Source organism: Agromyces sp. NPDC060279 (genome assembly GCF_042726785.1).
Taxonomy (GTDB): domain Bacteria; phylum Actinomycetota; class Actinomycetes; order Actinomycetales; family Microbacteriaceae; genus Agromyces.
This window is the reverse complement of the sequence record NZ_JBHXBK010000001.1, coordinates 328,252-341,263: the sequence shown is the minus strand read 5'-3', so window position 1 is coordinate 341,263 and position 13,012 is coordinate 328,252. Positions and strand designations below refer to the sequence as shown.

8 protein-coding genes and 1 tRNA gene are annotated in these 13,012 nt (G+C 71.9%); 7 read left to right on the top strand and 2 right to left on the bottom strand.

All coding sequences use genetic code 11. The features are described 5' to 3' along the window. Position 1: 1 nt before the first annotated feature. Positions 2-640: an MBL fold metallo-hydrolase gene (locus ACFWE1_RS01600; protein ID WP_376931806.1), complete on the bottom strand. Its 639-nt coding sequence runs from the start codon at positions 638-640 to the stop codon at positions 2-4. Between the two features lie 180 nt (positions 641-820). Here ACFWE1_RS01600 and ACFWE1_RS01595 point away from each other — a divergent pair. Then, positions 821-893, top strand: a tRNA-Glu gene (locus tag ACFWE1_RS01595). A 150-nt stretch (positions 894-1,043) separates the two neighbouring features. On the opposite strand, the gene ACFWE1_RS01590 is transcribed toward ACFWE1_RS01595, so the two are convergent. Then, entirely contained in the window at positions 1,044-1,745 is a 702-nt protein-coding gene (locus ACFWE1_RS01590) for a TIGR00645 family protein (RefSeq protein WP_376931805.1), read from the bottom strand. Between the two features lie 210 nt (positions 1,746-1,955). Here ACFWE1_RS01590 and ACFWE1_RS01585 point away from each other — a divergent pair, with 210 nt between their 5' ends. The 6 genes from ACFWE1_RS01585 to ACFWE1_RS01560 all read left to right on the top strand — a co-directional run bounded on the left by ACFWE1_RS01585 (position 1,956) and on the right by ACFWE1_RS01560 (position 12,988). Continuing rightward, positions 1,956-2,978, top strand: coding sequence for a TerC/Alx family metal homeostasis membrane protein (locus tag ACFWE1_RS01585; protein ID WP_376931804.1), 1,023 nt, complete (start codon positions 1,956-1,958; stop codon positions 2,976-2,978). Positions 2,979-3,103: 125 nt separating this feature from the next. Continuing rightward, positions 3,104-3,967 carry a PP2C family protein-serine/threonine phosphatase gene (locus ACFWE1_RS01580; RefSeq protein WP_376931803.1) on the top strand — a complete coding sequence of 288 codons (864 nt, stop codon included), beginning with the start codon at positions 3,104-3,106 and terminating at the stop codon, positions 3,965-3,967. Then, positions 3,964-5,121, top strand: coding sequence for an FHA domain-containing protein (locus tag ACFWE1_RS01575; RefSeq protein ID WP_376931802.1), 1,158 nt, complete (start codon positions 3,964-3,966; stop codon positions 5,119-5,121). Before ACFWE1_RS01580 ends, ACFWE1_RS01575 begins: the two co-directional genes overlap by 4 nt. Continuing rightward, positions 5,121-6,797 (top strand): serine/threonine-protein kinase, encoded by a 1,677-nt coding sequence (locus tag ACFWE1_RS01570; protein ID WP_376931801.1) that lies wholly within the window; start codon positions 5,121-5,123, stop codon positions 6,795-6,797. Before ACFWE1_RS01575 ends, ACFWE1_RS01570 begins: the two co-directional genes overlap by 1 nt. Then, positions 6,794-7,513, top strand: a complete 720-nt coding sequence (locus ACFWE1_RS01565) for a hypothetical protein (protein WP_376933049.1) — start codon at positions 6,794-6,796, stop codon at positions 7,511-7,513. Before ACFWE1_RS01570 ends, ACFWE1_RS01565 begins: the two co-directional genes overlap by 4 nt. Before the next feature lie 150 nt (positions 7,514-7,663). After that, positions 7,664-12,988 (top strand): Ig-like domain-containing protein, encoded by a 5,325-nt coding sequence (locus ACFWE1_RS01560; protein ID WP_376931800.1) that lies wholly within the window; start codon positions 7,664-7,666, stop codon positions 12,986-12,988. The last annotated feature ends 24 nt before the right edge of the window (positions 12,989-13,012 follow it).

The following is a 13,012-nucleotide window of genomic DNA, read 5'->3' as shown; positions in this document are numbered from 1 at the left end:
CTCAGAAGTCCAGGGTGTCGCCCGGCTCGAGGGCGAGGTACTCGCCGCCGCCCTGCTGGACGGCCCAGGCGAGCCGCGCGTTCGACAGATCCTTGCCGGCGCGAGAGAGCAGCATCTCGTGGGTGGGGAACGCGCGCTTCGGCGCGACCCGCTCCACGTAGTCCATGGCTTCGCTGAGCTTCATCCAGGGCGCAGCCGCCGGTGCGGCGAGCACCTCGACGGCGACGCCCTCCGGGGCGCTGAAGGCGTCGCCCCCGTAGTACAGGGCGTCGTTGACCAGCACGCCGAGATTGTCGATGACCGGGATGGACGGGTGGATCACCGCGTGCCGCCCGCCGAAGAAGCGGAGCCGGAACGGGCCGAGCTCCCGCGTCTCGCCGGCCGTCACCGTCTCGACGGGGTAGCCGGACACCGCGGCCGCGACGCCGGCCGGTCCGAAGATGCGCACCTCGGGGCTCTGCTCCAGGATGCGGTCGAGCTGCGCGGGCGTCCAATGGTCATCGTGCTCGTGGGTGATGACGATCGCGAGGGCGCCGTGCGCCTCGGTGATCGGCGTCGTGAACTTTCCCGGATCGATGAAGAGCCGGTCCCCGGAGTCCTCGACGATGAGGGCGGCGTGTTCGAGCTTCGTGAGGCGCATGCTTCGAGCCAACACCCGGGCGGCGCGGGGCGCAAGCAGGGGCCGGACGGGCGCGGTTCCGGCCTCGGATCGCGGTCGGAGCGAGCGCCCCGACGGCAGGCCCCGCTCGATTTGGAATGTGCTCCGAAGGTGTGTCATACTCTTCGAGTTGCCGGAAACGGAACGAGATTCCGAAGACACGGCCCCATCGTTTAGCGGCCTAGGACGCCGCCCTCTCACGGCGGTAGCGCGGGTTCAAATCCCGCTGGGGTCACGATCGGCAACACGGCGCAAAGCCCCCGCGAAAGCGGGGGCTTTCGTCGTTTCGGCCGCGGTTCACGGCGGTGTTCGCGCCGCGCTCGAAACGACGGATGCCCCGGCGCAGAAGTTGCTCCGGGGCATCCGCCCGCTGCCTCGGTGGGGCTCAGCCCCGCGACGGTGCGGTGTCGTGCGGCGCAGGCACGGCCGACTGGCCTGCGGCGACCGCGCCCTGCTCCGCGGCGATGACGGGGACGGGCACGCCGTCGTGGGTCTCGCCGGGGTGGCCGCGGTGGTACGACATGCGGTCGATCCACGCGAGCGCGAGCGCCGAGAGGATGAACACGCAGTGGATGATGACCTGCCACATCACGCCGGTCGAGGTGTACTTCTCGCCGTTCTCGACCGCGCCCTGCTCGGTGATCGCCCCGACCCCGATGAAGGTCTTCAGCAGGTGGATGGATGAGATGCCGATGATGGCCATCGCGAGCTTCACCTTGAGCACGTTCGCATTCACGTGCGAGAGCCACTCGGGCTGGTCGGGGTGCCCGTCGACCTTGATGCGGGACACGAAGGTCTCGTAGCCGCCGATGATGACCATGATCAGCAGGTTCGCGATCATCACCACGTCGATGAGGCCGAGGACGACGAGCATGATCTGCGCCTCGGTGAGGGCGTGCTCGACGTTGAAGACGCCCTCGAGCAGGTGCCAGAGCTCCTTCAGGAACACCCAGACGTAGATGCCCTGGGCGACGATCAGGCCGAGGTACAGCGGGGCCTGCAGCCAGCGGCTAGTGAAGATCAAGAGCCCGATGGCTTTCGACCACGGGGCGGTTCGGTAGGTGGGCGGCGTCGTCTGGGCGCTCATCGGTCTCCTCGATTTCCGGGGGTACGAGTCTATGTCCGCGATTCCGCTAGACTTCCCGGAGCGAAGGGGAGTATCCCGCGGTGCGTGAGCGCCGTGAGCCACGATCGTCAGTACGAACGCCGATGAAGACGTTCCGGGCGTGGCAGCGCGAGAGTGCGGAGGAGAGACTTTCGGGTTCCGTCAACCCCACAACTCCCCGAAAGGCCGCCTGTGCTCGAGCTCCCCATCTGGTTCGAAGTCGGATCCCTTGTGGTCCTGACCCTGATCCTCGTCGCCGACCTGCTGCTGGTCGTGAAGCGTCCGCACGTGCCCTCGTTCAAGGAGTCCACCCTCTGGGTCGTCTTCTACGTCGTGCTCGCGCTGATCTTCGCCGGCCTGATGTTCCTCCTCGGCGACGCCGAGCACGGCGGGCAGTTCCTCGCCGGCTGGTTGACGGAGTACAGCCTCTCGATCGACAACCTGTTCGTCTTCGTCATCATCATGGCGAGGTTCCAGGTGCCGCGGAAGCTTCAGCAGGAGGTGCTCATGGTGGGCATCATCCTCGCCCTCGTGCTGCGCGGCATCTTCATCCTGCTGGGCGCCTCGCTCATCGAGAACTTCAGCTGGATCTTCTACCTCTTCGGCGCCTGGCTCGTCTGGACCGCGATCGGGCAGATCCGCGGCGGCCACGACGACGAGGAGCAGAAGGACTCGTTCCTCATCCGCACCCTCCGCCGCCGGGTGCGCCTCACCGACGACTTCGACGGCGTGAAGCTGCGCACCACGATCGACGGCCGGCGCTTCTTCACCCCGATGCTCATCGTGTTCGTCGCGATCGGCACGACCGACCTGCTGTTCGCGCTCGACTCCATCCCGGCGATCTTCGGCATCACGCAGAGCCCGTTCATCGTCTTCACGGCGAACGTGTTCGCGCTGATGGGCCTGCGCCAGCTCTACTTCCTGCTCGGCGGACTGCTGGAGCGCCTCGAGTACCTCAAGTACGGCATCGCCTTCATCCTCGCGTTCATCGGGGTCAAGCTCGTGCTGCACGCCATGCACGTGAACGAGCTGCCGTTCATCAACGGCGGCGAGCACATCGAGTGGGCGCCGGAGATCTCCACCTGGATGTCGCTCGGTGTCATCCTGGCGGCCATGCTCGTCGCGACCATCGCGAGCCTCGTCAAGGCGCGGATCGATGCGCGCCGTCGTGGTCACACGCTGATGGAAGAGGTGCCGCACTTCACCGAGGACTGACGCGCAGGCGTCATCTCGACCGAGCCGAACGGGCCGGGCCGCGCGGCCCGGCCCGTTCCTCTTGGTAGCGTGGTCTCCGGCTCGCCCGCGACCGGCGTGATCGAGCCGGCCAAGGGGAGGCGAGCGTGGCGATCGACGACGAGGGGCGCACGGCACTGCCGCACGGCGGGGCGGTGATCGCCCACAGTGCGTCGAGCGACGTCGGCCGGGTGCGGCAGATGAACGAGGACGCGTACCTCGCCGAGGCCCCCGTCTACCTCGTCGCGGACGGCATGGGCGGCCACGCCAGGGGCGATGCCGCGAGCCGTGCCGTGCTCGACACCTTCCGCCGGCACCTGGAGTTCGGCCGATCGTCGACGCCGGAGCAGATCCTCGACGCGATCCACTCCTCGAACGAGGCCGTCCGCGCGCTGAGCGACGACGGCGAGCTCGGCACCGCGGTCGCCGGCACGACGCTCGCCGGCGTCGCGCTCGTCGACGCGGGGCCGGCCGAAGGCCTGCGCTGGATGGTGTTCAACGTCGGCGACTCGCGGGTCTACAACTGGGACGGCCGGCGCCTGCGCCAGGTGAGCGTCGACCACTCGGCCGTGCAGGAGCTCGTCGATGCGGGGGTCATCCGGCCCGAGGAGGCGGAGCGGCATCCCGAACGGAACGTCATCACCCGCGCGCTCGGGGCGGAGGAGATCGTCGAGCCCGATGTGTGGCTGCTGCCCGCCGAGGGGCGCCAGGTCTTCCTCATCTGCTCGGACGGGCTGACGAAGGAGCTCGACGACCACGCCATTTCGCAGGTGCTCGCTACGGGAGGCGGGCACGCGCAGGGACTCGCCGGCGAGCTCGTCGACGAGGCGCTCGCCCGCGGCGGCCGGGACAACGTCACCGTGGTCGTCGTCGAAGCCGAGAGCGGCGAGCACGAGCTCGACGAGGAGACGACCAGGGACCGGGCCCCGGCGCCGGAGGACACCCTGCCCAGAAAGGGCGACGCCGCATGATCCGCTACGTGCCCGATTCGGCGGCGAAGACGCTCGCCCTCGTGCGCGGGGATGCCGCGCTGCTCGTCCCCGTGGCGGCCTGGCCGGCCCACCCCGGGCTCTGGGACGCGCTCGCCGCCGCCGACCCCGTCGAGGCGGTGCTCGGCGAGCTCGCTCGCGACGGCATCACGGCGCTGCCCGACTTCGCGCTCGTCGTGGCCGTACCAGGCCGGGTACGCGTCGTCGTCCGCGGCGGGTTCCGCGTGCGCACGGCGGGCGAGACGGTGACCGCGGCCGGTGTGTCGACCTGGCACGAGCGGGCGCTGGAGACCGAGCCCGTGTTCGAGGTGCTCGCCCCGTTCGCGAGGGCGGGCGGCGGCGTCGGGCCGCTGCCGCTGCTCGAGGGCGTCGTGCCCGCGCACACGCTCAGCCGAGGCGAGCCCGCCGATGCCGAGCCCGCCGAGGCCGCCAAGGCCGCGCCCGCCGAGCCGGCGGACGAGGTCGCGGTGCCGGAGCCCGCTCCGGCACCCGCCGCCCCGGAACGGCCGAGCGCGCCGCCGGAGCCCGCGCCCGAGCCGGAACCGGAGCCCGCTCCGTCCGCCCCAGAGCACACCCTCGTGCCGGCGGACGACGAGACGATCGTGATCGGCACCGGAGCAGGCCACGGCCTCGCTGCGGCGGCCGATGCGGCGCGGGCGCCCGAGGAGACACCGGTCACGGGCGACCACGACGGGCTCACCGTCGCGGTCACGAAGCTGCAACGGCTCCGCCGCGAGCGCGGCACCGGCCCGCTCGCCGAGGCCCACGCCGCGCCGTCGGGCCCGGAGCCCGAGCCGGCCCGGCTCCGTCTCGTGCTCGCCGACGGCCGGGAGGAGGCGCTGACCGGCGAGATCGTGCTCGGCCGCTCACCGAGCGCCGGCCGCTCGAGCGGCGCGTCGCTGCCGAAGCTCGTGCAGATCGGCGTGGGCGATCCCGACATCTCCCGCTCGCACCTGCGGCTCGCGGTCGAGGGCGGCACCGTCGTCGTCACGGACCTGCAGTCCCGCAACGGCACGACGGTGGTGCAGCCCGACCGCGCACCGGTGAAACTGCGGGCGGGCGAGCCGACCCCGGTGCTCGCCGGTACCCTGATCGACCTCGGCGGCGGCTGCACCATGCGGGTGGTGGCCGACTGATGCGGCGGCAGCCCAGCACGCCGCCGGAGCTTCCCGGGTACCAGTACGTCGACCTTCTCGGCTCGGGCGGCTTCGCCGACGTCTTCCTGTACGAGCAGCGGCTGCCGCGTCGCCGGGTCGCCGTCAAGGTGCTCGTCGCCGATGAGCTTTCGCGGGACACGCGGGCGCAGTTCGTCGCCGAGGCGAACCTGATGGCCCAGCTCTCGGCGCACCCCTACATCGTGACGATCTTCCACGCGGACGTCGCGGCCGACGGCCGGCCGTACTTCGTGATGGAGTACTGCTCGGGGCCGAGCCTCGCCGCGCAGCTGAAGCGGGAGCCGTTCCAGGTCGACGCTGCGCTGCGCACCGGCATCCGGCTCGCCAGCGCGGTCGCGACGGCGCACGCGGCCGGCATCCTGCACCGCGACATCAAGCCCGCCAACGTGCTCACCAACGACTACGGCTGGCCGGCGCTCACGGACTTCGGCATCTCCTCGACGCTCGAGGGCGAATTGCCGGTGCACACCATGACGTTCCTCGGCGGGGGCGCCGACAGCGGCTCGACCGGCGGTGCGCAGTCCGCGATCGGGCTCAGCGTGCCCTGGTCGCCGCCCGAGCTGTTCGACGACGATCCTCGCCCGGACACGCGGAGCGACGTCTACGCACTGGCCGCGACGGTGCACACCCTCCTCGCCGGCCGCTCGCCGTTCGAGCTCCCCGGGCGACCCAACGGGTCGCTCGACCTGATCGGTCGCATCGAGCGCGGCGCGATCACCCCGATCGATCGCGACGACGTGCCGCAGACGCTGCAGTCCGTGCTCCGCAGGGGCATGGCGGTCCGTCGCGAGGAGCGGTACGCGAGCGCGGTCGAGTTCGCCAGGGCCCTGCAGCGGGTCGAGCTCGAGCTCGGCTACGCCGCCACCGCGATCGAGGTGCCGACGCAGTTGCTCGCTGCGGCCGCGGCGGAGCCGGAACCGGTCGACGACGGCGCGGACGCGACCCGCGCCCGGGTCGCCTCCATCCAGGCGCAGCCCACCGCCCCCGATCCCGATGCGACCCGTGCACGCGGCCCGGTCACCGTGCAGCCGCAGCCGCAGCCGCAGCCGCAGCCGCGGACGCCGTCCATGCCGGGGCCCGCTGCGCCCGCCGAGGAGCAGACGCTCATCCGCCCCAGGGGCGTGCAGCAGGCCGATGCCTCGCACCGCCCTGCGCCGTCCGCCGCGCCTTTCCCCGGCCCGCCCGCGTCCACCGCGGCGCCGGCCGCGCCCTCCGAGCAACCCCGACGTTCACGGCTCGGCCTCGTGATCGGCATCGCGGCCACGCTCGTGGTGGTGGCCGCCGTGGGCGTCGCGGTGGCGCTCTCCGGCCAGCTCGCCGGACCGCCGGAGGCGAGCGCACCGCCGGCCGTCGACACCGAGGACGCGATCGCCGGCGCCCAGGTGCCGTCGCCCGTCGTCGGCGACGGCGTCGTCTCGGCCGACGGCACCGCGGTCACCTTCGAGGTCTCGCACGACGACGCGGCCGACGGCGACCGCTACCGCTGGCGCCTCGCCGACGGCTCCGGTTCGCCCGCCGTGGCCGACGGCCCGGAGATCGTGGTCTCCCCGGTGACGCCGGGGCAGCGCATCTGCATCGACGTGCAGGTGCAACGGGGGAGCAAGACGAGCGAGAGCGTGCGGGGGTGCACAGCATGAGACCGTTGCGGATCGAGTTCTGCGGTGAGTGGTACACCGTCGAGGAGGGCGCGCCGTTCGGCATCGGCCGGGAGGCCGATCTGGTGATCGACGAGAACCCCTACCTGCACCGGGTGTTCCTGACCCTGCGTGCCGAGTACGGGCTCTGGTGGCTCGACAACGTCGGCCAGCTGCTCTCGGCGACCGTGTCCGACGCCACGGGAAGCGTGCAGGCCTGGCTCGCCCCGGGCGCCCGGCTGCCGATCGTGTTCCAGACGATGCACGTGATGTTCAGCGCCGGGTCCACCGCCTACGACTTCACCGTGCACGCGGAAGACGACTTCTACAACACCTCGCTGACGGCGGAGACCTCCACGGCCGGCACGACGATCATGCCGGTGACGCTCACCCCGAGCCAGCGGCTGCTCGTGCTCGCGCTCGCGGAGCAGGTGCTCGTGCAGCCGGCGGGACGGGCGACCGTGCCGAGCTCGGCCGAAGCCGCCGAGCGCCTCGGCTGGAGCATGACGACGTTCAACCGCAAGCTCGACAACGTGTGCGAGAAGCTCGACAAGATCGGGGTCGACGGCCTGCGGGGCGGGCGAGGCAAGCTCGCCACGAATCGACGGGCCCGGCTCGTGGAGTACGCCGTGGCGACGCGGCTCGTGAGCGCGGACGAGCTCCCGCTGCTCGACCGGGCGCGCGAGGAGTCCGAGGAGGCGCGCGCCGCCGAGGGCTGACCGGGGGCGGGATGCCTCGGGCATGGGGAGTCCTCCCCGTTTGGGGGGTCATGCCGCGCATGTTAGGTTGATGCCCGGCCCGGCACACTCCACCCGAGGTGCCCGGGCCGTTCGACGACGACCCGACGACGGCACCGAGGGGGGAGCGCCATGGGGTTCTTCGGCGCCCGCCGCCGCACGATCGCCTCGGTCACCGCCCTCGCGGTGCTCGCGGGAGTGCCGATCGGCTTCGCGGTCCTGCACCAGGGCTTCCCGGTGACCGACCCCGACCTCCGGGTGCGCGAGGTCTGGGTCACGAACGCCGAGGAGCTGCAGCTCGGCAGGCTCAACCGCCAGATCGACGAGCTCGACGCGGCGGTCGCGACCGCCGCGAGCGAGACCGACGTGTTCCAGCACGGGCAGGACGTCTTCGCCTACGACGCCTCGGCCGGGTCGATCGAGCGGGTGGACCCCGCGTTCACCACGCTCGTCGAACGGATCGACGTCCCGCCGGCCTCGTCCGTCGCGTACGGCGGCGAGGTGCTCGCCGTGCTCTCGCCGAAGGGCGAGCTGTGGACCGTGCCGGCCGCGGGCTCGCTCTCCTTCGACTGGCGCGGCACCGAGCCGGTCGCGACGCTGGGCTCCGGCGCGAAGCTCGCGGTCAGCGAGCGGGGCACCGTGTTCGCGAGCGACCCGAAGTCGGGCGAGCTGCTGAGCCTCGAGCGGGGCTCGGAGACCCCCTCGCTCCGCTCGATCGGCAAGCTCGGCGAGCACGAGCTCGCCGCGGTGGGCGAACGGGCCGTCGTGCTCGATTTCGATGCCGACGAACTGCGCGTCGACGACCGGCGCATCGAGCTGCCCGAGGGGGCCCTGCGGCTGCAGCAGTCCGGCCCCGAGGCATCCGAGGCGGTCGTCGCGACCGGTGACGCCCTCGTCTTCGCCCCGCTCGGCGGCGGTGAGGTGCGTGAGGTGCCGCGCGAGGGCGCGTCGACGAACGAGAAGCGGCCCGGCGTCGCCGCTCCCGTCCGGGTCGGCGACTGCGTGCACGGCGCGTGGGCCGAGGCCGGGCGCTACCTCGCCGTGTGCGACGGGTCGAAGCCCCGGGGTGTCGACCTCGAGCAGTCCACGGCGGGCGGCCGGCTCGAGTTCCGGGTCAACCGCGATGTCGTGGTGCTCAACAACCTCGCCAACGGAGACGCCTGGCTCCTCGACTCCGAGCTCCGCCTCGTCGACAACTGGGAAGAGGTGACGCCGCCCGAGGAGACCGACGAGCTCGAGGGCGACGAGAAGAGCGCCCAGCAGACTTTCGAGGACACGCTCGCCGAGCGCACCGAGCAGAACCGCCCGCCGGTCGCGCGGAACGACGACGTGGGAGTGCGCCCGGGACGCACGACCATCGTGGACGTGCTGGCGAACGACACCGACCCCGACGGCGACGTGCTGACGATCGCGCGCACGAGCGAGATCGCCGAGGAGGCCGGCCGGCTCGACGTCATCGACGGCGGCCGCGCCCTGCAGTTCACCCCGGCGGACGGGGCGGCCGGCACCGTCAGCTTCCGGTACACGGCCGACGACGGCCGCGGCGGCGTCGCCGAGGCGAGCGTCAACCTGCGCATCGTCCCCGAGAGCGAGAACAGCGCGCCGAAGCCCATCCGCAACGGTGCGACGAGCGTCGAGCAGGGGCAGCAGATCTCGTACAACCTGCTCGCGGACTGGATCGATCCCGACGGCGACGATCTGTTCCTCGTGGACGCCTCGCCGACGAGCGGCGACCTCGTGCGCGCGAGCCCCGACGGCTTCGTGACCTTCGAGCACAAGTCGGCGGAGCTCGGGCTGAAGGAGGTCTCGTACACGGTCTCCGACGGCCAGACCTCCGCGACGGGCAAGCTCACGGTCGACGTGAAGCCGAGCGGTGCGCTGAACCCGATCGGCACGCCGGACTTCGCCCAGGCCTTCGTCGGCGAGAACGTGCTGATCCAGCCGCTCGTGAACGACCTCTCGCCGTCGGGTGCGCCGATCGAGCTCCTGGGCGTGCCCGAGCCGCCGGAGGGGGCGAGCATCACGCCCAACCCCGAGCGCGGCACCATCGCCTTCTCCAGCAACACGCCGGGGGAGTACGTCTTCCTGTACGACCTCGGCGCCGGCGCCAATGTGAGCGTCGGGCTCGTGCGGGTGCAGGTCGTCGAGCCGCCCGCCGACGCGCCCGCCCCGATCGCCGTCAAGGACACGGCGTACCTGCGTCCCGGCGAGCCGACCTCGGTCTCGGTGCTCGCGAACGACGTGTCGCCGTCCGGGCGCGTGCTCGCCGTGCAGTCGATCGACGACACCGGCACCGACGGCCTCGTCTCGGTCGAGCTCCTCACCAACACCGTCGCCCGGGTGAGCGCGTCGGAGGCGCTCGACCGGCAGCTGCAGTTCTCGTACACCGTCTCCGACGGCGTGAACACCGCCACCTCAACGGTGACGGTCGTGCCGGTGCCGCCGCTCGTGAAGCATCAGCCGCCGGTCGCGCTCGACGACTCGGCGATCGTGCGCGCGGGCGACATCGTCACCGTGCCCGTGCTCGAGAACGACTACCACCCCGACGCGGCGACGATGCGGCTCGACCCCGAGCTCGACCTCAGCGGCGCCCCGGGCGCCCTCGCCTTCACGGACGGCGAGTCGGTGCGCTTCCAGGCGCCGGACGAGGCGGGCGTGCACACCATCGTCTACACGGTGCTCGACGACTTCGAGCAGCTCGCGCGCGCCACGGTCACCATCACCGTCATCGGGAGGGACGCTGAGAACCGCGCGCCCCTGCCGACGCCCCTCACCTCGCGCACCTTCGCCGGCTCCTCGGTGACCATCGACGTGCCGCTCGACGGCATCGACCCCGACGGCGACTCCGTCGTGCTGACCGGCATCGACCAGGCGCCGGCCCTCGGCCGCATCCTCGAGCGCACGAGCACCTCGTTCACCTACGAGGCCTTCGCCGGCGGCAGCGGCACCGACGAATTCCGCTACGTGCTGCGGGACACGCAGGGCGAGGAGGCCGTCGGCACCATCCGGATCGGCGTCATCCCGCGCGCCGAGGTGCAGGCGCCGCCGACCGCGGTCGACGACGCGATCGAGATGAAGCCGGGCCGCACGGTCGGCGTCGACGTGCTGCTGAACGACTCCGACCCGAACGGCTACAGCCTGCACGTCGCGGACCTCCCGGAGGTCGACGAGGGCATCGAGGCCGAGATCCGCGACCGGCGCCGGGTCGTGGTGACCGCCCCGGAGGGCGAGGGCGCCTACACGATCCGCTACTCGATCTCGAACGGGCACGGCGGCACGGACACCGCCTTCCTGCAGCTCGCCGTGAGCGAGGACGCCGTGATCGACCCGCCGACGGCCGAGGATCAGGTGCTCGAGCCCGAACGGCTCGTGGCCGGCGAGGACGCCGTCGTCGATCCGCTGAAGGACGCGACGAACCCGGGCGGCCTCGTGGAGGATCTCGTCGTCACCGTCGAGGGCCCGAATGCGGGCCGCGCCGAGGTCGCCGCGGACGGCACGATCTCCGTGCGTCCCGCGCAGGAGCGCTACGCGGTGGCGTTCCGGCTCACGAACGAACTCGACGAGCTGTCCGCGATGGCCTTCGTCGTCGTGCCCCCGGTGCCCGACGGCGACGCGGTGCCCGAGGAGACCCAGCGCCCGAAGACGCCCGAGGAGATCGCGGCCGAGGAGCGGGCGAAGTTCCCCGCGCCGTACCTGAAGAACCTCGGCGAAATCATCGTGCCGATGAACGGCAGCATCGAGTGGAACGTCGGCGAGCTCGTCGAGGTGCCCTCGGGCCAGCCCGCGACGATCCTCTCCGCCTCGGCGACGAACTCGGCCTCCTCGCCCATGGTGAGCGGCACGGAGCTGCGCTTCGAGCCCGAGCAGGACTACCGCGGCCCCGCGACGATGACCTTCGAGGTGACCGACGGCAAGGGCGCCGACGACCCGGTCGGCCGGCGGGCCATCCTGAGCTTCCCGATCACGGTCGGCGATCCCGGCTTCAACGACGTCGCCCCGACGTTCACGCCGCGCAGCGAGACCATCGAGGCGGGCGAGGGACCGCTCGAGGTCGACCTCCGGGAGATGACGGATCAGCCGAACCCCGACAACATCGCGAAGGTCAGCTACACCGGCCTCAGCGGCCAGACGGAGGAGATCCAGGCGGAGATCGTCGACGGCTCGATCCTGCGCATGCAGGCGCCGCTCGGCGTGCAGCCGGGCACCTCGGCGCGGCTCTCCTTCCAGCTCGGCTTCAACGAGTTCACCGTGCCCGGCTACGTCGACGTGCAGGTCGTGTCGTCCACCCGCGCCAAGCCGCGGGCGGTCGCCGACCCCGACACGGGCGAGCTCTACGTGGAACGGGGCGAGTCGATCACGGTCCCGGTGCTCGAGAACGACTTCAACCCCTTCGCCCAGGACGGCGTGCCGCTGCGCGTCGTCGGCGCCGAGGTCGCGAGCGTCGGGGCGAACGCCACGACGAGCTTCACCGCCGAGGACGTGACGATCAACACCGGCTCGGCGTTCGTCGGCACGGTGACGGTGAACTACCGCATCGAGGACGGCACGAAGGATCCGGCCCGTCAGGCGCAGGGCCAGGTGACGGTGATCGTGCGGGATGCCCCGGACGCGCCGGGTGCGCCGGAGATCACGGGCAGCGGCAGCGGGCAGGTCTCCCTCAAGTGGAACGCGCCCGCCAACAACAACGCGGCGATCACGGGCTACGAGGTCACCTGGACGGGCTCGGGCTATCGCCCGTTCGGCGCCGATGCGGCCGGCACGGTCGTGACGATCGACGGCCTGACGAACGGCCAGGCGTACAGCTTCAAGGTGCGCGCGATCAACGTGGTCGGCACGAGCGCCGACTCCGAGGCGTCGCGCGCGGTCACCCCGTGGGGCACGCCGAGCGCCCCCCGGAACGTCAGCGTCAGCGCCGACGGCAACGCCACGACGACGGTGCGGGCGAGCTGGGACCCGCCCGCGCAGGACGGCGGCGGACAGCTCCGCTACCAGGTGCGCTACGACGGCGGCGGCTGGCAGAACGTCGGCGGACGCTCGGCGAGCTTCCCCGGTCAGGGCGCCGGCACCCACACGGTCGAGGTCCGCGCGATCAACGGCGGTAACAACGAGGGCCCCGGCGCCTCCGGTCGCGTCACCGTGAACAACCCGCCCCCGCCCTCGCCGAGCGCGTCCGTGTACAAGGGCGGCGACAGCGGCTGCTGCCGCTACGTCGCGGCCAGGTACTCCGACTTCACGCCCGGCTCGTACACGGTGACCGTCGAGTACAAGCACTGGAGCACGAGCGCCGGCTGGACCTCGATGTCGCCCCAGCGCATCGGCCTGAACAGCGGCGGCAGCTTCCAGACCCTCAGCTACCTGGGCGAGGTGAACCCGGCCGAGTTCCCGGCGGTCCGAATCCGCTTCGAGGGGCCGGGCGGCACGTTCTACAGCGGCGTCGCGAACTGGGGCGCGCTCTGATGATTCCCACCGTGGAGGTACGAA